Genomic DNA, 17,198 nt, shown 5'->3' with positions numbered 1-17,198 from the left:
CCCCGGATAATCAATGAAGTCGAGCAGGTGGTCAAATCAATCGACCATCCCCATATCCTCGTAATGCTCAAGACACGGATTATCGAAGTTTCCAACGATAAGCTCAATAAGTACGGGATCGACTGGCAGGCTCTCTCGCATATCGGCGGCGAAATCACCTATCTCGGTGACCGGCTTCTCGACGGTATTCAGCCGGACCGTTTCTTAAAGAGCGATATTAGGTTCAGTACCATTCTCGATTTGCTTGTAGCGGACGGCGACGGCAAAATGCTGATGGACTCGAGACTGACAACAACTAATAACAGGACCGCGTCGCTGCATATCGGTGAAATAATACCCTATGCCATACAGTCCTATAATCTCAGTTCTGCCGGCGGCGCCAACCTGCAGATTCAGAAAGAGGAGGTGGGGGTCAAGCTGACCATGACCCCTCATGTCAACGAGAATTCACAGGTGACCTTAACCGTCGAGCCGGAAGTATCATCGGTTATCGGGTTCAAGGGCCCCAGTTCGGATATCCCCCATATCCGGACCAGAAAAACAAACACCACCATCCGGATCGAGGATGGTCAGACAGTTTTCATTGCCGGGCTCTTTCGGGAAGACCACACCACCGAAATCAGACGGCTGCCCCTTTTAGGGCATATTCCCGGTCTTGGTTTGCTGTTTCAACACAGAAAAGAAAATGTTATTAAAACAAATCTTATCATAGAAATTACGCCGAGAATCATTTTCGACGCCAAAGATTCTGCAATCAGTTCCGATGAAGCCAGGAAATTTATTGAAAAAGATGCCGGTGAAATATTGAAGAAACTGGGAATAAAGAAACGGCGGTAGATAAGAATAACCCCCGGGAGTTATACGGGATGTCACGGAATAAAAATCGAAGGGAAGCACTATGAAACGAATTATCATTGGAATAATGGCGGGATTTATTCTGCTGGGGTGTTCGGGGGAGAATGAGATATCGATTCATAATAATGCCGATGGTGGCATAACATTTCATTTCAGAGGTGAACGCTACCCGGTAGCGGCAGGCGCTCAGTTTCCGATTACGGATATTCCCAATGGGACTTTCGAATACAGCACTGTTGTAGCGGTTCCCCCCGGACCGGAAAAGGTAAATCAAAAAGACGGCCTGTCCGGCAGCTTGACTTTTTATAACCAGAATACGATCTATAGTATTGAATATGTTTCGATTTATAATCTGGATATTGAGGTGGACACGGTACTCGATCAATACGATACAACCGCAACCTATGAAATCGGTGCAGCGGTTACCTCGACGCATTTCAGATAAAAATGGAAACGTTGAATGTGTCTCATCTCATCCTTTCCTGAACGCCTCAACCGCATCCTCAACCGAGTCGTAATTTTCGAATACCTTGTCGAGTGAGAGAAGCTTGAAGGGCTGGGAAACGACGCTTTGCATATTGGCCAGCTTGATTGTCTGGTTTCTGGCTTTAAGGAGACGGAGCAATTTGACCAGAACTCCCCAGGCGGTGGTATTGATCAGAGTGAGTTTTTCGAGATTGATCAGAAGATTATGGGTTCCAATGGCAAAAAGTTTGTCGAACTGTTCGGAAATCGTTTTTACGTTGGCATAATCGATGGTGCCTTTAAAGTTGATTATAACCAGATCAAGCTCGTCGAGATACGTTGTGTCCGTCTCAAGGGCGACATCATGGGAAAGACCAAGCTTTGCATTGGACGGAGAAAAGGTAGGCACTGCTGTGGTTCTGGTTAAGGGGCTTTCGGTCTGAGACTGCAAAGCTTTTTCATCGGGCTGATAATCATGTTCCACAAAAATGCGGGTTTCATGGAATGCCCCGGTTTCGGAGGATTCATCATAAATCGCATGAGCATTATCGATTTTACTGCTTCCGGGTTGTTGAACCGCAACCGCTTCAGTACGGTCATTAACGGTTTTATAGAGTATATCATAGGTGCAGATCGAGATTTTGTCGCTATTTGAGAGTTCCACCGAATCGACCCTTTTGCCGTTAACGTAGGTGCCGTTCAGCGAACCGAGATCGGAGAGGATATATTGCCCATTTTCTCGCACGATACGTACGTGATGTCGTGATATGGCATTGTTTGCAATGGATATGGTGTTTTTGCGGGACCGCCCGATGCTGATTTCGTCCCTGTTGATTATGTATGATCCTAAATCCCGGCCGTCACGATAGAGAGTAAAGGTCGCCATGGTGCAGATGACTCCATTAAAGAGAATTTTATAGAAAAATATTATATTGGCATCCAAAACTGAAAAATGTAATGGTGATGTAATGATTATGACAGCTACTCTATCGTAAGCCTGTCCGGTAATCTGATTGCTGCTTTCCCCACAATGAAAGAAGTGTTTTTTCAAAGTTTCCTGTAAATTGTATCCCATCACAGAGAAGAGATTTCGACATTCTTTCCCGCAATGAGCGTCTGATTTCTTCCAGGTTTCCGATATTCTCACTCAACTGTTTTGCCTTTGCGACATACTGATCTTTTGATTCGGCCGCTAAAAAGGACATGCCCAGCGAAGATACGACACTCGACACCATTCTTCCTGCGTGACGGTCCCCTGTGAGTGTGATCACGGGAACGCCCATCCAGAGCGCTTCACAAGCGGTAGTGTGGCCGCTCCAGGGAAAGGTGTCCAGGGCGATATCGATTTTATTGTACATCGAAAGGTAATTGCCGTCACAGGAATCGACCGGCCGGATCCGGTTGTTTTCAATACCCCTGCGTGTAAAAAAGGCCTGAAGTCTCTTTGCTGTAGCGGAGGTCATGTTTGTTCTGAAAATCAAAAGACGGGAAGATGGTGTTTCATGAAGCACCCGGCTCCACAACTCGAGTATGTCGCTGTTTAAACGCGCCAGATTATGCAAAGAACCGAATGTTACGAATCCCGCATTTTTTGCGGGCAGGGGACCAATCCCGGGAGCTTCAACCGACGGTTCATAACAGCAGAAACAATTCTCGAGCCGTACCAGGTCTTCGGTGTAGTTCTCCTCCTGACCCGCGGGATCGGCAATTTCATCGGTAAGGTAGTAATCGATTTCGGAAAGACCGGTGGTGCAGGGATAACCAAGGTATGAGATCTGAAGCGGAGCGGGTTTGCGGGCAAAGGTCAAAAGTCGGTTGTTTGCAAGATGGCCGGTTAAATCGATAAGGATATGGATACCGTCATCAGTTATCAGCGAGGTCAGTTCCTGATCGGAGAGGGATATGGTATCTCTCCAGGTGTCGGCGTATCCTTTCAGATTGTGCGTGATACGGTCCTGGATTTTCACGTCCGAATAACAGAAAACTTCAAACTGCACATGGTTATGGTTGCGCAGAACGGGGATCATAAAATTAGCAACAGGGTGATGATAGAAATCCGGGGAAATATATCCGATCCTGAGTCGTCTGGATGAAGCGGGCTTTTGTTTGGCTTTAAATTCCCCGCGTATTTTTACTGCATGTGAATGGGTCCATAGAAGGTGTTCGGAATAGAGTTCCGGGGGAGAATGGGAAGGCATGTAATTTTTACAGATAAGAAGGTTGTCGTGAGCAATATAATGATCGGGGTTGTATTTGACGGCCCGATTAAAGCATTCCAGCGCATCGTCAAGATTACCCTGCAGCATCAACTCTTTACCGAGGTTTACATATGCAGGAACGAGCGTTGGTTTTAAATGTAATGCCGTACGAAAACATGTTATCGCCTCTTCGGTTCGTCCGCAGTCCACGAACGCCATTCCCAGATTGTTTCTGCATTCTGCATTGTGAGGCTGAAGTTCCGCAGCTTTTTTAAACCACGAAACTGCTTGAGGGTACATCCCCAGTATTTTATGAGCGGCGCCGATATTATTAATCGCCTCGATGAAATCGGGTCTGATTGCTACTGCCGATCTATAGCAGGAGAGCGCATTGCTGAACAGGCCTTTCTTTCGATACATATTCCCCATCCGGAAGAAGGCATCGGCATTGCGCGGATCCAGTTCTACTACTGTGCGGTAATGCGACAGCGCTTCGGAAGCCTTATTTCCGGCAGCATAGATATTTGCAAGATTGAAGTGATATACCGGTCGTTCAGGAGAGAAAAAAACGGCACGGGCGATCAGGCCGATTGCAGAATTATCATTACCCCGTTGATATTCAATTAATCCTAAAAGATGAAGCGCGTCGGCGTTGTCCGGCTGTTCGTTAAGAATGCAGCGATAGGCTGCCTCTGCTTTGTCGAAATTGCCTTGCTGGTGATAGCTCAATGCTTCTTTGAGAATTTCTTTTAATGATTTCACGCAACTGCCTTGCAGGAAATGGACCACTAAAGGCCCGTTTCAACCGACCTCTCTATCATTCATGTTCTGTTGAGATCATCCGAATTAACCCCATCATCACTACGAATAATATATTTAATATATGAAAGAGAGCAAAACTCATGAGAATTAAATCTTCACAAAAATCTTTTTCCGAGGTACGGAATCATCTTGCCGACGCCGCCTATCGGGCCCGGATCGGGGATTATGCCGACGCTGCATCACTGCTGAATACCGGATACCGGATGGTACAGGACTATCTGCGCTCAGGGATATTCCCGGAACAGGGCATTAAAAAGATATTATATTCCCTCGAAACAATGTATGTGCTTCAAAAGCAGGATGACTGGGTTGCGCTGGCCGATGTTATCGAGTACGAATTTATTCCGCTTCTGGGGACTCCTCCCGGTCTGAACACCACTTCCGCCACATAACCCGGTATTCATTTTCGACCGCTTGAGTAAATTGCGGTCCATTGCACAGGGTGGATTTGCTCATGGTTTCCCGGGCCTTTGAACGGAGTGATGAAAGTGCGGGTATGTCCTGCGACAGTTCCCGGGCTTTCTGCAGATAATCCTCACGAGACCGGGCAACCAGTTGAGGAAATCCGGCCCTGGTCACGACACTGGCCACCATCCGGCCTGCATGACGGTTCCCGAGTAAGGTCACAACCGGAACACCCATCCAAAGGGCTTCGCATGCGGTGGTATGCCCGCTCCAGGGGTATGTATCCAGCGCGATATCGATATGGTGGTATGCGGCCAGATGACCCGCGCCCGGAATTTTCTTCTGCAGAATGATCCGCTCTAATGGGATACCCAGTTGTTTGAATGTAGCTTTGTATCGTTGTTGAATATTTTCACTTAGCGTGTTTCTGAGAATTAAAAGCTTTGAATGCGGCACGGCACGAAGTATTTCTCCCCATAAATTAAGGACCTCAAAATTAAGCCGTGAAAGACTGTGGGTGGAACCGAAGGTGACAAAGTCATTTTCCACTGCGGGCAGAGGAGAAACCGGAGGAGCAAAATCCGGTGGGGCATAGCAGCAGAACCCCGATTTCAGGCGCACGAGCGATTCGGTATATAAATTATCACTGCCTTCCGGGTCGGCAATGTCGTCTGTAAACCGGACGTCGACAGCCGGAACTCCCGACGTATTTGGATATCCGAGAAAAGATATCTGAATTGGTGCAGGTTTTGGTGCAAAGACACGCAGGCGGTTGCCGGCAGTATGGCCGGCGAGGTCGACCAGAATATCGATACGGTCTTCCAGAATTTTGCATGCCAGGTGCTGATCGGACATTTCTGTAATATCGAGCCAGTGGTCCGCAAGAGATTGAAAGTATTCGGTGCGTGTGTCGACACGGGTTGTTTGAGAATAACCGTAGATCTCATACTGTTCTTTGCTACGGCATGTAAAGAGGGGCTCGAAAAAATATGATGCCGGGTGGCGGCAGAAATCCGGAGAAACATACCCGACCCGAAGCTTTTTTTCTGGAGACCGGTCGTTTTGATGACAGGTAACCAGAGGGGCAGCGGTCCCGAAAATTTCTCCCCACCGTTGGTGGGCTTCAAAAATCTGCTGGGGGGAATATCGGGGATTATAATTCATACAATAAATTTTATTACCGTATGCAATCTCGCAATGAGGATCGATTTGCAATGCTTTGTCGTACAATGATTCGGCCTCATCGATACACCCTGATTCCTGAAGGGCCTCGCCACAGTTGTTCAACGCCATGACTGACCGAGGATTGTATCCGATCGCTTTTTTATAACACATAACAGATTCATCGAGATGGTGCTGCTCTCTCATCAAGGTTCCCAACCCGTACCAGGCATCGGCGCTGGATGGTTTTAGTTTAAGAGCGCGGTAGAACGCTTCTTTTGCTCTGGTGAACACTCGTTGACAGGCAAAGGTGTTTCCGAGGCCGATATAGGCAGGAACAAAGTTCCCATCATAATGAATCGCACGGTTAAATTGTGCTTCTGCTTCTTTATAACGCCCTTTTTGTTCAAGCGCTTTTCCGAGATTGGTGTATATTGCTGCAGAATGGGGGCGATGTGCAATCGCCTTGCGAAAATGATCGATCGCTTTATCGATGGAACCGGTACGGAGGAGGGTCAGGCCTAAATTGTTATGAGCTTCGGGAAGATCGGGTTTGATCCGCACCGCTTCGGTGAAATGGTGCAGTGCTTTGGAAAAATACCCAAGTTCACTGAGCGCTGCGCCACAGTTGGCGTGGGCTGCAAAGAAATCGGGTTGAATATCAAGTGCAGCTTTGTAGTTTTCTATCGCCTTCTCATAGTTACCTGTTTTACGCCATTCATTGCCGGTATTGAAAAATTCCTCGGCTTTATTAGTCTCTCTTTTCATACTTCTCCATCGTTTGCAATTGCAAAATTAAAATACATAATGCTATAATAATGAAAGTCCGGTAGTCGCCACATTGGTGAAGGATTTTGTTTCAGGCACTTAAAAGGTAAACACATGCCGCAAGCGTTGTCTCCATACTACTTTTTAGATAAAACAGTCAATGTGCTTCTGGTTGATGATGACCCCGGTGTAATTGAGGTACTTCGTGAAACCTTCGATATGCTCAGAATATTTAATATCAATACCGCCTCATCAACGCGGCAGGCGTCGGCTCTTCTTAATTCCCCCGATCGTTTTCATGTGTGCATTTTTGATCTGGGACTCGGCGATATCAATAACGATGAATTTTATCTGATTAAGAATTTTTACAAACATACCTCTTTTATTGTCCTCACCGGTACGGCGTCATCAAAAAAGGGTTTTCTGGTGGGAAAATACGGCGCCATGGATCTTTTAGAAAAATCGGGTAAGATAGATCTGGAAGAACTTGTTAAAACAGTGAATCATAATGCTCTGTTGAATATAATCAATCCTCTGCATTCAAACGACCGCAGGAAATCGCTCTCAACCTCAACAGAGGTACTTTTTGAGAAATCACCGAATTATGTGACCGAATGGGCGATCGAAATGGGTGTCACCGACAGAGAAATCCGTCATATCTGGAAGAAAAATCTAGGCGCCAATGCAAAGATTATTCTGTTCATATTCCATCTTTTTCGCAAAGCCTTTGGTTATAATGAATTGTTTCTCTTGAACAATGGTGACGACGGCGGTGACGGCGAATCACTGTTAGTGAAAAATCCATTGGAATACAAAAAGCAGGAAGAATATTTCCATCTTCACCGAAGTACCATTCTCGACTACCTCGCATTCGGAAATATCGTCAATTTTCTATAGTCCGGTTTTGAAACCTCCCTATCTGCCCCTGCCTTAAGTTCGGGTGTTACCGATCGTCTCTGTGTGCCCCGAACTTCAGTTCGGGTCTTATTGCTGATTTTTCCATCGCCAGTTGATTTTCTTTTTATCCAGATATTCTTCAAATTGCCGGGCGGAGCTAAACAGGAGTTTGTAGGGAGAGCAATCATCGTCGGATTCACATGTCTCTTCGTTCCCGGGATAATCGCGGCAGACTTTCGGGCGATTCTCATAATCGCCGCAGCGATGATTATTTAAGAGGTTTTCGCACTCTGTACTGAATTCAATCAGCCATTCATTGTCGTGGTCTTTAAATACTTTTACATTTTTATGGAGAAGGAACCACCGGATATTGTCATAATCCCGTTTGCAGGAGGGTGTTTCTATTTGAAGCGCTATGTGTTTGCAACAACGGGCTTCGCAGCGTGTGCATGGTGAAGTCTGATTGTCATTCTTGCTTTTCATCGATTTAAAATAGTTTTTTGAAAGAGAGTATACCAGTAAGGGGAGAAAAGGCTGAATAACCTGCTTTACATCATTTTGAAATACTGGTATCGCTTTTCCCGTGTTTCCAGGTTCATGGTCTTGAGCATTGATCTGAATTTTAACCTGCCGATTTTTACTTTCCCATACTCAGGCGAAGCAAGACGTAATCTGATCTCTTTGTCTTCGAAAAAGGGGTTTTCGAGGATAATCATTTTAATTTTATCATGCACCGGAAGGTTTTGCTTATCGATCTCTTCTTTCGGTGCGGTTTCGACGGATTGTTGCGGCGATACCGACTGAGACTGAAGATCATCTGTCGGTTCCCGGTCAGGTTCTTCAGTAGATTCTTTTTGCGCTTCCTCTTCAATCGAGTGGGGCTCTTCAGCAAGAGGCGATACAAAAGCTGCTTCCCCTATTGTTTCAGTTTTGGGAGGTGCCATGAGGGTTGGTTTCTCCCGTGGGGCAGCGGCAAAGAGTTTTTGATGAAGGTCTGTCAGGGCTTCATTCACACTGGGGTAACAATCAAAAAGATTATCGAGTGCCAAAAGCTCAAATTGCTCTTCGATTTTCGGGGACATATCAGCCAGAACAATTATCCGGCGGTCGTCTTTAGCCTTTTTCAGTTGATTTACCAGGATACCCCATCCTGTGCTGCCGATTGAGGTCACTCTGCTCAAATCGATAAGAACATTGAACGTTCCGTCTCTGAAAAGACCTTCAAAAACCCGTTTTAGTTCTTTGGTATTTTCCTGGTCGACAGATCCCTGGATGCTTATGTTTACCAGAAGCAGCTCTGAGCTGAGAAGTTCGCTTTTAATCGAGAAATCGTTATCTCCTCCGTGATGGAAAGGTGCTTCTTCGGGAGAACCGGAAAACGATTTGACATGCTCAAGCGGATCCGCGACAGATTTGCTGGAACCCGAAGCTTCCCGCTCCCGGAGGGCTGGTGAATCATTTTCCGGGGATTTTTCTTCAGCAGTTCCTTCCTGCTCATTTTCTTCATCCTTTTTAAAAACAAGCGAGTAGGTACTGATCTGGATTTTGTCACCAAAGGTAAGGGGAGAACGTTTAATCTGCTTATCATTGACATATGTTCCATTAAGTGAGCCAAGATCGGTAATCGCGTATCCTTCATCAGTTTTTTCAATCCTGCAATGGTGGCGTGATACGCTTTCATTTGCAATGGAAATAGTATTATCATGGCCGCGGCCGATGGTAACTATGGTCTTGTCCATAACATAGGCGCCAACTTTTTTATTATCGCGTTGTAATATCAGAATCGCCATTCAATCACTCTCTCTGGGCTCTTTTAAATAAAATTATGTTATGGGTTGGCCCGATAAGCAAGCTATTTATAAAGGATTGTCATACTCGCCCGCAATAAAATAAGATATGGAAATAAAAATTTTTTCTCATACCTTTAATCAGGATGAATTCTGTACAGATTTTTCCTGTCGAGTAAAATTGATTATGCAACAATTATGCCTCGAACAGCATGGCATGGATTTTGCAACTTTTTTCAATGCTGAAGGAGTGTAAGTATTATACAATAATATCTGGTATAATACTATACATATTTTGATCATCCCTGCTGTATATTGAACGATGCATATTGTATACTAATTGTATATGAAAGCAACCGGCATCCTATCACATGCCGTGATATTTGCTGTTCGGCATAAAAATCGGCACTACGTAAAACGGCAAAAGGAGTGAATATATGAATGAAAGGGCAGTTTTCGACAAATACGGCGTTAGCCCTAAGCAGCTGGACTCTCTGGGGCTTGCTATCGAAACGCTGAATTCAATTGAAAACAATTATTCATCGCTGAAATCCCGATTCGAAATGTATGCAAAGGAGATGGTCGAAATCTTTCATTCGGTGAAAGAGATATATGCTCTGAATTATAGCGTATCTCTTCCCGGCGACCTGATTGCCTCGATTATTCAATCGAAAATGAATAATCCTGATAAAGAAATTACCGAATCTAATTATCTTATTGAGTGTCGGGATATTATTGTTGTTAAGGTACTTTATCTTAATGAACGGGAATTACTTCAAATTAATGCATTTATCAAGGATGCGTGGGACCTTAAAGAAACTCCCTGGGTAGAATTGGGTCCGGCAAAAGATGGTGGTATATTAGACGAACTAGTTGCGAAAGAAAGATATACCACACAGAGAGGTGCGTGTCGAAGTGTCAATTATCCCGTCTTCTGCGGTCACACCCGGAAACGGACGGTCGCTCTGGTACAGGTGAAAAATGCCTTTGAAGATGCCTGGAATTGTATGAATTGCGAAATGAAAAACCTGTATACGGGAATGTTCGCTCGTATCGAGGAATATCGAAAATCTCTTGATGAAGCAGGCAAAATTGCTGATATCCTTCAGAACCATATTAAAAATGGGCCGTATGCATCATCTGAATCCGTATCTTTTGCGCGGGGGGAGGCAAGAACGACCGCCATCCATAAAGAGCAATCGATCGCGGTTGGAGAAGATGATGAGGTTGTTATCAATTCGCCGGTGTCTGGAGAGGGTGCCCCGGAACAGACACGAGGCGTACCCGTAGAGGATTTGACAAGAACCGATTTTATCCGGCAAAAGGAACTCAGGAAACATAAAGAATCCCAAAAAGCTCAAGATTCAAATGAAATTATTGTCAATTCCGAAAAAGACGATCCTACTCAAACGCAGATTATCCGTTCAATTTCCGATACCGTTGAATTGAAGGGTTCACTACAACCACCGAAGGATACGGAGGTCACCTCATACATACCCCAGAGCGATCTTGACCGCGCTCGCGGTGACAAGAACAGGGATAAAGAAAAATCCGATGAAGATAAACCGGTGATCATCAAGGCATCCGACGATATAATTATTAATTTGTCGGCCTCTCCTCCGGGGCGATCTAAAAAAGCGCAGACAAAAAATGATATAGCATCTACAGTGTTTCTCTCCAAGAAGAATTTGGAGAAAGGAGAAAAGAAAGACAATGGCTGAATCACCTCTCGAACTATACTCAAAAGCTTATAGTTTGCATTATGAGCAGAATAGAGTTGGAGAAGCCTGTATTATATACAAAGATATTGTCAATAATTTCCCCGATTCCAATGAATGTGCATATGCAGCAATACAGCTTGAGAAAATCGGGGCATCGGAAGTGGCAAAGAAACTGAAGGTTAAAACCGGTGGAGCTGGTGCGCTTGTCTATATTTTGTTGATTCTTAATTTACTCGCCCTGGGGGCGGCGAGCGCATTGGGATATTACAAAATCCGCCAGGTTGACGCCAAGCTTAGCAGAAGCTCGCAGGCAATACGTAAATTGTCGAATGAAACGCTTGAGATGCGATGGAATATGGCTCAGCGATTCGACACGTTGATGGTAGAGAAAAAATAACTCTACAGTGGGAATAATCGGGACTGGAAATTCAATTTAATTAATCAAGACGATGCAAACTCGAAAATACTGGTTATGAATAAGCTTGCCGAAATACACAAAAAAGTCCTTCGAGGCATGGTTCTGAATGAAAAGGGGCAATGGGTTTTTCATAAGGACCTTGTGCAGAAAAGGACGCTTGTTGCCGATCATGTCGAACAGGGCCGAGTGCTGATTAAGGGAAAGTGGGTAACGCTTGAAGAGGCTTTGACAGAGGATACCTCGGGCGAGTTTGGAAGTGCTGAAATAGCCAATCCCTCAAAGGGGCAAGCGACAGTAAAGCCGAAATTGCAGCCGGTTGGAGCTACCGCCGTTACCGCTTCGCAGAAAGGTACCGGAGGGCCGGCAGAGGCAGTTTCTTCTCCCGGAGGCGATTTGCTTGTATCGACCAATGAGATGGCCGCTGTCTTCTGGGTTGTCGATCAGGAGATACCGGTCTGTTCGGTCCGTTTGGGAGGGCATATCGATCAGAGTAACTCGAGACATCTGAAAAAAGCCTTTGAATCGCTCTATACTAAAGGATATTTGTCGATAATACTCGACATGAGTAGGCTCGAATATCTCAGCAGTGCCGGATGGGGCATTATCGCAGCGGAAAATAAGCGTCTTGAAACTGCAGGGGGAGGGCTGCTGGTTTTGTGCGCAATGAAAGGCGATGTCGCCTCCACTTTCAAGTTGCTCCAGTTTGATAAGATCCTTCCGGCACATACTACTGTAGCGGAAAGCCTTCGTTTTGTAAAACAGAAGCAGGCAAAGCATGTCCAATCGGCCCCGGGTGCATCTGTCAATGTAGGTTCTCAGGATGATCCGGCGGATATGTCGATTTACGAACGGTGCAAAAGGATTATTGCCGATAACGGCCCCATGAAAACAGGCGAGGTGCGAAAGCTGCTGATGACAAAACAGTATGGAGGATGTAAAATCGGATTGATTAAATTATATTTTTTACTTCGTGAAATGAATCTGCATTCGTTAGACCGGCAAAAACGATTTTACCGGTCATGTTAAGACAAGGTTCTTTACCGGATTATCCGGGCTTTTATTCACGTATCGAATACCTGTTCACCAATGGAACTGAGGAGTGTTGTTATGAAAGCAGACAATCTTTACGGAAAGCGTACTGTACCAACGATCTGTTTTGTTTTGTGCATATGTTTCAGTGTATTCTCCCAGAATCCTGATACCACCGCCGGAACGGCTCAACAGGGAGTATCCGGCCGGTGCAGGCACTATCCCCTTTTTCAGCCCGGTGATGCAATTCAGGTTTTGGTATATCCTGATACCGGATTGTTTATCAATGGTACCTATGTTATTGACGGCAATGGGTGTGTCGATTTACCGGTTATAGGATTGATGGATATTACGGGGAAAGCAGAAATTCAGGTACAGAAGATGCTCGAAGATGCCTATATCGATTATCTTCGCTATCCCAACATTCAGGTGAGGCCGCTGATTCGCGCGAGCGTTCTGGGAGGGTTTCATACTCCCGGTCTTTATTATGTCGACCCCCGCGCAAGCATGTGGAATCTCTTCCATATGGGCGGCGGAACGTTACGGGAGGACGGTATCGAGAAGTCGAGATGGGAACGGGACGGTAAAGTTTACAAGGAGAATGTTATACCCTATTATCAATCGGGAGAATCACTTCGCGATATCGGTTTCAAGTCGGGAGACCAGATTAGCGTAACACCCCGGCCGGTTACTCGTGGATGGGACATTTTCGTGCGTGATATTCTTCCTGTATTGAGCTTTGCAATAACGGCAAGTACAGCGACAATTACAACCATACTTCTCTATAGAGAATATGATAATGGTAGTTAGTAGGCTAAAAAAGAAGGTGAATTATGCAACAACCAATACGAAGACCCCAGCAAACGTCGTTGAAAGAACTTGATGTCGGCTATTATGTCAGGCACTACCTCGACCTGTTATGGCGGTGGAAATGGTATATCGTTTCTGTAGGACCGCCCGTTGCGCTCGTCGCTACAATAGCCGTTTTTGCATTTCTTCCCTTAAAACCCGAACTGCCGGTTACTGTTCTTATCGGAATGGATAATCCTGCTGCCTACAGTCCGGTTGAAGAATTTTATGAAATGAACAGCAGCAAAGTAGAATTGCTCAGTAGCCGGAGTTTTCTGCGGCTCGTGGTCGATAAGCTTTCACTCCGCCTTCGGGTGAAAGATGAGGAACGGTCGGAAGTTTTCGATTCCTGTTATGCCGATACAACTGCCGCTATGGGGAAGTATCGTCTCTGGATCAACACTGATGATGGTGATGAAAAGTTCCGTATTTTTTATACAAACGAGAAACTGGGTATAAAGGACAAAGCGATCCAGAGCGGTCCGCTTGCTGCATTGAAGGAAGTGAAACTTCCGGGCATGTACATCCGTTTTTCCCAGGAATTCCTGAAAGAGCCCGGCAATCTCGAATTTTTTGTCTCCTCAACACGAAGAACAGTGGATTATGTCCTTGGCATGATGGAGGTGGAGGGGCCTGATCCGCGGAGAGGACGGGATCATATTTCTATAACTCTCGAGGGTCATGATTATACATTGATTACCACAATTGTCAACACAATTGCAAATATTTATGTGGAACAGAATCTCAGTATCAGGAAGCGCCGGACCAAGGAGGCTTTGCGGGTTTTAAAGAAACAGTTGGCTCGTGCGAGCGAACAGCTTGCAGTTTCCGAAGGCAAAGTGAGGGAGTACTTGTCCACCAATCCACGGGTCGGGCTTGATATGGGGGCGCAGCAGACTGTTGCCGAGCTTATGGAACTCGAAGCAAATAATGCCGCCGGTAATATGGATTTAAGAGAAGCCCAGCGGCTTCAGTCATATTATACCGGATCGACAGGTGATGGCAGGCTCCAGGCAGTTAATGAAATACTTCTTTTTCTCTCAACACGGAATAACACTCAGGCAACAGTTCTCCGCTCAAAATTGAGTCAGTTGCAGGCGGAACGGGAAGAATTAACGCAGAATTATGCACGGACTCATCCGGTGTTGCAGGAAAAACGACAGCAAATCGCCGGCATTGGAGAGCAGGCATTTCAGGCGCTCAATAAGTATATCAGTGATGTTCAAAGTGAAATACAGAGAAAAAGACAGAATGCCCGCCACCTCTCAGGACGCCTTCAAAGCCTTCCGGGAAAAGAACGACAACTGGCCGAGCTGCAAAGCAAGCAATCTATCGATTCTGAACTGTATTCAGAAATTCTCACGCGGTATAATGAAGCCAAAGTAGCCGATGCTGCTGAAGTCGCCGATGTTTTTGTCATGGACTATGCCGTTCCACCAATTCCTCCGGGCAAACTATTGATGGTCCTCAAATTTATCGGCATAGGGCTGGGTGTTGGATGCGCAGTTGCATTCGGTCCTGCTATTCTGGTCGACATGGTCGACAAAACGGCACGAACTGAATTCGAGTTGAAAAAGATGACCGATATGACAGTGCTGGAATGTATTCCGGTAATTGAACCTGAAAAACACCCTCATCAAAAAGCGTGATATATTATGAAAAATAAACTCATATCTACGTCAGCAAAAAGAAAGCGGGAGATCGATAGTAACCTCATCACGGCAAGCTATACTCCCGATTATATTAATGAAATATTCCGTTCCCTCCGGACTAAGATTACACTCGCTCTTCATGAATGTGAAGACAAGAGTGTGATATTCACCAGTCTGGATATGGAAGTTGGGAAATCCACGTTATCATCCAATGTGGCGATTACTATAGCACAGCAGGATTTGAAGACAGTCCTTATCGATGGTGATATACGAAGAGGCGTTCTGCATAATTTATTCGTATTGAATAAAAGCATGGGATTGTCGGATTATCTTTCATCCGATGTTTCCGTTAATAAGGAAACTATGGCAGTGTTGTTTCAAAAAACGCATGTGCCTAATCTTACAGTAATTTCATCGGGACAAAATGTACCCAATCCATCCGAATTACTGACCTCGAAAAGATTCAGAGAACTCAAGCGATTATTGTCGGAGCATTTTGATGTTATCATTTTCGATTCGCCACCTCTGGGCGCGGTTACCGATGCTGTAGTGATGCATGAGCTTTTTTCAAAATATGTAATTATTGCCAAAGCCGGGGAAACCAACATTATCGATCTTAACAAAAAAATTGATGAATTCCCGGTGATCAAGCAAAAAATAATCGGTATTGTTCTTAATCAGGCTTTGGTCGACAGAAAGATACAGTATTACAAATATTCGAATTATAAATATTGAATTATGCGTATTGCCATAAACCTGGTGCCGGAAAGGGACTGATTTCTTCTTCTAAACCGGCAAGCGCGCTGTTTCGATTCTTTCATAATTCTTGTCCCTTGATTGCTATCTCGTGTTTTTTTATCAGATCATATAATGTTGGCCGGCTGATGCCGAGATTTTTAGCAGCGACAGCAATGTTATAGCTTGTTTTGCGAAGCGCATTGAGAATGAAATCTTTTTCAAAAAAGTTCCTGGCCTCTTTTAATGTGAGATTGTTGATTGATTCGACCGGCAATTGAAGATCTTCGGGTTCAATTGTCTGATTAACACATGTAAGGGCCGCGCGACTGAGTTTATTATCAAGCTCCCGCACATTGCCCGGCCAGTTGTAGTTCGCCAGTATTTTTTCCGCCCGTTTACTGATTCTGAGCTTCGGAAGCTCGAATTTGACTCGGTATTTTTCTATTGCCCGGCGGGCAAGAATGATAACGTCGTGACCCCGTTTATTCAACGGTGGAAGATTAATCTCGAATTCACTCAGCCGGTAGTAAAGATCACTCCGCATAGCTTCTTCATTGTCACCGAAATCCTTCTTATTTGTTGCAGCGATAATCCGGATATTACTCTTCCGTAATTCGGTATCACCCAGACGCTGAAAAGTATAGTCTTCGAGAAAGCGAAGCAGCTTAACCTGAAGATGTTTGGCCATATCGGCGATTTCATCCAGAAAGAGCGTTCCATTGTTTGCCGATTCGATAAGTCCCTTTTTGTCGGTGTTTGCACCGGTAAATGCTCCACGCGCATAGCCGAACAGCTCTGATTCCAGAAGAGTCTCCGGTATGGCGCCGCAATTGATGGGAACAAATGGCTGTTCGTTACGGGGACTGTGAAAATGAATCGCCCGGGCACATAATTCCTTGCCGGTACCGCTTTCTCCGGTGATAAGAACATTGACTTCGGCGCGGGAAAGCTTCTTAATGGTAGCAAATATTTTTTTCATTGCCCCACATTCACCAACCATTTCAAAATCAGGACCGGTTTCCATGGCATCTGAAGAAACTTCCTTTTCCGGGTTTTCCATTTCTATATGGCGTTTTGCCCGGTTTAACAACACCTTGAGTTCATTAATATCAATCGGTTTACGTAAATAATCAAATGCTCCCTTGCTGATTGCCAGGGGACCGAATTCTTTGCCGGTGTGGGCTGTGATTATAATAATTTTTACCCGGCGGTCTTTGGTCAGAAGAGGGTCGATAAGTTCAAGACCCTTTTCGGGAATATTATCAAGCCCCAGGTCCAGACAGACTATTCGGGGAGAATGGGAATTGAAAACCTCCATGCAGGCAGATGATGAATCCGCTTCAAGGATGTCGTATTCATCATTGAGCGCCCATTTCATCTGCTCCCGGAGGCCATCATTGTCTTCAACAAGTAAAAGTTTCATTACCTGAAAT

16 protein-coding genes are annotated in these 17,198 nt (G+C 45.2%); 10 read left to right on the top strand and 6 right to left on the bottom strand.

Translation table 11 applies throughout. The features are described 5' to 3' along the window. Together GF401_04895 and GF401_04890 are read left to right on the top strand one after the other, a co-directional pair. Positions 1 to 837: hypothetical protein (locus tag GF401_04895; GenBank protein MBD3344383.1), on the top strand; the 837-nt coding region annotated here is incomplete at its 5' end. Positions 838 to 898: 61 nt separating this feature from the next. Further along, positions 899 to 1,300 (top strand): hypothetical protein, encoded by a 402-nt coding sequence (locus tag GF401_04890; GenBank protein MBD3344382.1) that lies wholly within the window; start codon positions 899 to 901, stop codon positions 1,298 to 1,300. A 27-nt stretch (positions 1,301 to 1,327) separates the two neighbouring features. On the opposite strand, the gene GF401_04885 is transcribed toward GF401_04890, so the two are convergent. Both GF401_04885 and GF401_04880 read right to left on the bottom strand, forming a co-directional pair. Beyond that, positions 1,328 to 2,395, bottom strand: a complete 1,068-nt coding sequence (locus GF401_04885) for an FHA domain-containing protein (GenBank protein MBD3344381.1) — start codon at positions 2,393 to 2,395, stop codon at positions 1,328 to 1,330. After that, positions 2,307 to 4,307 carry a tetratricopeptide repeat protein gene (locus GF401_04880; GenBank protein MBD3344380.1) on the bottom strand — a complete coding sequence of 667 codons (2,001 nt, stop codon included), beginning with the start codon at positions 4,305 to 4,307 and terminating at the stop codon, positions 2,307 to 2,309. The genes GF401_04885 and GF401_04880 overlap by 89 nt, the downstream gene beginning before the upstream one ends. Before the next feature lie 113 nt (positions 4,308 to 4,420). On the opposite strand from GF401_04880, the gene GF401_04875 reads away from it, so the two are divergent. Further along, entirely contained in the window at positions 4,421 to 4,732 is a 312-nt protein-coding gene (locus tag GF401_04875) for a hypothetical protein (protein MBD3344379.1), read from the top strand. Here GF401_04875 and GF401_04870 read toward each other — a convergent pair. Further along, positions 4,680 to 6,674 carry a tetratricopeptide repeat protein gene (locus GF401_04870; protein MBD3344378.1) on the bottom strand — a complete coding sequence of 665 codons (1,995 nt, stop codon included), beginning with the start codon at positions 6,672 to 6,674 and terminating at the stop codon, positions 4,680 to 4,682. The two genes, GF401_04875 and GF401_04870, sit on opposite strands and share 53 nt — an antisense overlap. A 114-nt stretch (positions 6,675 to 6,788) precedes the next feature. Between GF401_04870 and GF401_04865 the strand changes: the two genes are divergently transcribed. Further along, positions 6,789 to 7,571, top strand: coding sequence for a response regulator (locus GF401_04865; protein ID MBD3344377.1), 783 nt, complete (start codon positions 6,789 to 6,791; stop codon positions 7,569 to 7,571). Between the two features lie 87 nt (positions 7,572 to 7,658). Here GF401_04865 and GF401_04860 read toward each other — a convergent pair whose 3' ends face one another. Both GF401_04860 and GF401_04855 read right to left on the bottom strand, forming a co-directional pair. After that, a complete protein-coding gene (locus GF401_04860) occupies positions 7,659 to 8,054 on the bottom strand; it encodes a YkgJ family cysteine cluster protein (protein MBD3344376.1) in 396 nt (131 codons plus the stop codon). A 65-nt stretch (positions 8,055 to 8,119) separates the two neighbouring features. Continuing rightward, positions 8,120 to 9,361, bottom strand: coding sequence for an FHA domain-containing protein (locus GF401_04855; protein MBD3344375.1), 1,242 nt, complete (start codon positions 9,359 to 9,361; stop codon positions 8,120 to 8,122). 434 nt (positions 9,362 to 9,795) lie between these two features. Here GF401_04855 and GF401_04850 point away from each other — a divergent pair, with 434 nt between their 5' ends. From GF401_04850 to GF401_04825, 6 genes are all read left to right on the top strand, one after another. Then, positions 9,796 to 11,079 (top strand): hypothetical protein, encoded by a 1,284-nt coding sequence (locus tag GF401_04850; protein MBD3344374.1) that lies wholly within the window; start codon positions 9,796 to 9,798, stop codon positions 11,077 to 11,079. After that, a complete protein-coding gene (locus tag GF401_04845) occupies positions 11,072 to 11,476 on the top strand; it encodes a hypothetical protein (protein MBD3344373.1) in 405 nt (134 codons plus the stop codon). The genes GF401_04850 and GF401_04845 overlap by 8 nt, the downstream gene beginning before the upstream one ends. 75 nt (positions 11,477 to 11,551) lie before the next feature. Further along, entirely contained in the window at positions 11,552 to 12,523 is a 972-nt protein-coding gene (locus GF401_04840; GenBank protein MBD3344372.1) for an anti-sigma factor antagonist, read from the top strand. Positions 12,524 to 12,583: 60 nt separating this feature from the next. Continuing rightward, positions 12,584 to 13,336: a hypothetical protein gene (locus GF401_04835; protein ID MBD3344371.1), complete on the top strand. Its 753-nt coding sequence runs from the start codon at positions 12,584 to 12,586 to the stop codon at positions 13,334 to 13,336. A 23-nt stretch (positions 13,337 to 13,359) separates the two neighbouring features. Next, entirely contained in the window at positions 13,360 to 15,024 is a 1,665-nt protein-coding gene (locus GF401_04830) for a hypothetical protein (protein ID MBD3344370.1), read from the top strand. Between the two features lie 6 nt (positions 15,025 to 15,030). Next, positions 15,031 to 15,762: a polysaccharide biosynthesis tyrosine autokinase gene (locus GF401_04825; protein ID MBD3344369.1), complete on the top strand. Its 732-nt coding sequence runs from the start codon at positions 15,031 to 15,033 to the stop codon at positions 15,760 to 15,762. An 82-nt stretch (positions 15,763 to 15,844) separates the two neighbouring features. Here GF401_04825 and GF401_04820 read toward each other — a convergent pair whose 3' ends face one another. Next, positions 15,845 to 17,188, bottom strand: a complete 1,344-nt coding sequence (locus tag GF401_04820; GenBank protein ID MBD3344368.1) for a response regulator — start codon at positions 17,186 to 17,188, stop codon at positions 15,845 to 15,847. Positions 17,189 to 17,198: the final 10 nt, after the last annotated feature.

The sequence above is a fragment of the Chitinivibrionales bacterium genome, from assembly GCA_014728215.1.
In the GTDB taxonomy this organism is placed as follows: Bacteria; Fibrobacterota; Chitinivibrionia; order Chitinivibrionales; family WJKA01; genus WJKA01.
The sequence above is the reverse complement of the archived record's forward strand: the minus strand, read 5'-3'. Positions and strand labels throughout refer to the sequence as shown.

Excerpts from the sequence above, each read along its gene's own strand:
- GF401_04890 (MBD3344382.1), top strand. The coding sequence starts at position 899 with ATGAAACGAATTATCATTGGAATAATGGCGGGATTTATTCTGCTGGGG.
- GF401_04885 (MBD3344381.1), bottom strand. The coding sequence starts at position 2,395 with ATGGGATACAATTTACAGGAAACTTTGAAAAAACACTTCTTTCATTGT.
- GF401_04875 (MBD3344379.1), top strand. The coding sequence starts at position 4,421 with ATGAGAATTAAATCTTCACAAAAATCTTTTTCCGAGGTACGGAATCAT.
- GF401_04870 (MBD3344378.1), bottom strand. The coding sequence starts at position 6,674 with ATGAAAAGAGAGACTAATAAAGCCGAGGAATTTTTCAATACCGGCAAT.
- GF401_04865 (MBD3344377.1), top strand. The coding sequence starts at position 6,789 with ATGCCGCAAGCGTTGTCTCCATACTACTTTTTAGATAAAACAGTCAAT.
- GF401_04860 (MBD3344376.1), bottom strand. The coding sequence starts at position 8,054 with ATGAAAAGCAAGAATGACAATCAGACTTCACCATGCACACGCTGCGAA.
- GF401_04855 (MBD3344375.1), bottom strand. The coding sequence starts at position 9,361 with ATGGCGATTCTGATATTACAACGCGATAATAAAAAAGTTGGCGCCTAT.
- GF401_04850 (MBD3344374.1), top strand. The coding sequence starts at position 9,796 with ATGAATGAAAGGGCAGTTTTCGACAAATACGGCGTTAGCCCTAAGCAG.
- GF401_04845 (MBD3344373.1), top strand. The coding sequence starts at position 11,072 with ATGGCTGAATCACCTCTCGAACTATACTCAAAAGCTTATAGTTTGCAT.
- GF401_04840 (MBD3344372.1), top strand. The coding sequence starts at position 11,552 with ATGAATAAGCTTGCCGAAATACACAAAAAAGTCCTTCGAGGCATGGTT.
- GF401_04835 (MBD3344371.1), top strand. The coding sequence starts at position 12,584 with ATGGAACTGAGGAGTGTTGTTATGAAAGCAGACAATCTTTACGGAAAG.
- GF401_04830 (MBD3344370.1), top strand. The coding sequence starts at position 13,360 with ATGCAACAACCAATACGAAGACCCCAGCAAACGTCGTTGAAAGAACTT.
- GF401_04825 (MBD3344369.1), top strand. The coding sequence starts at position 15,031 with ATGAAAAATAAACTCATATCTACGTCAGCAAAAAGAAAGCGGGAGATC.
- GF401_04820 (MBD3344368.1), bottom strand. The coding sequence starts at position 17,188 with ATGAAACTTTTACTTGTTGAAGACAATGATGGCCTCCGGGAGCAGATG.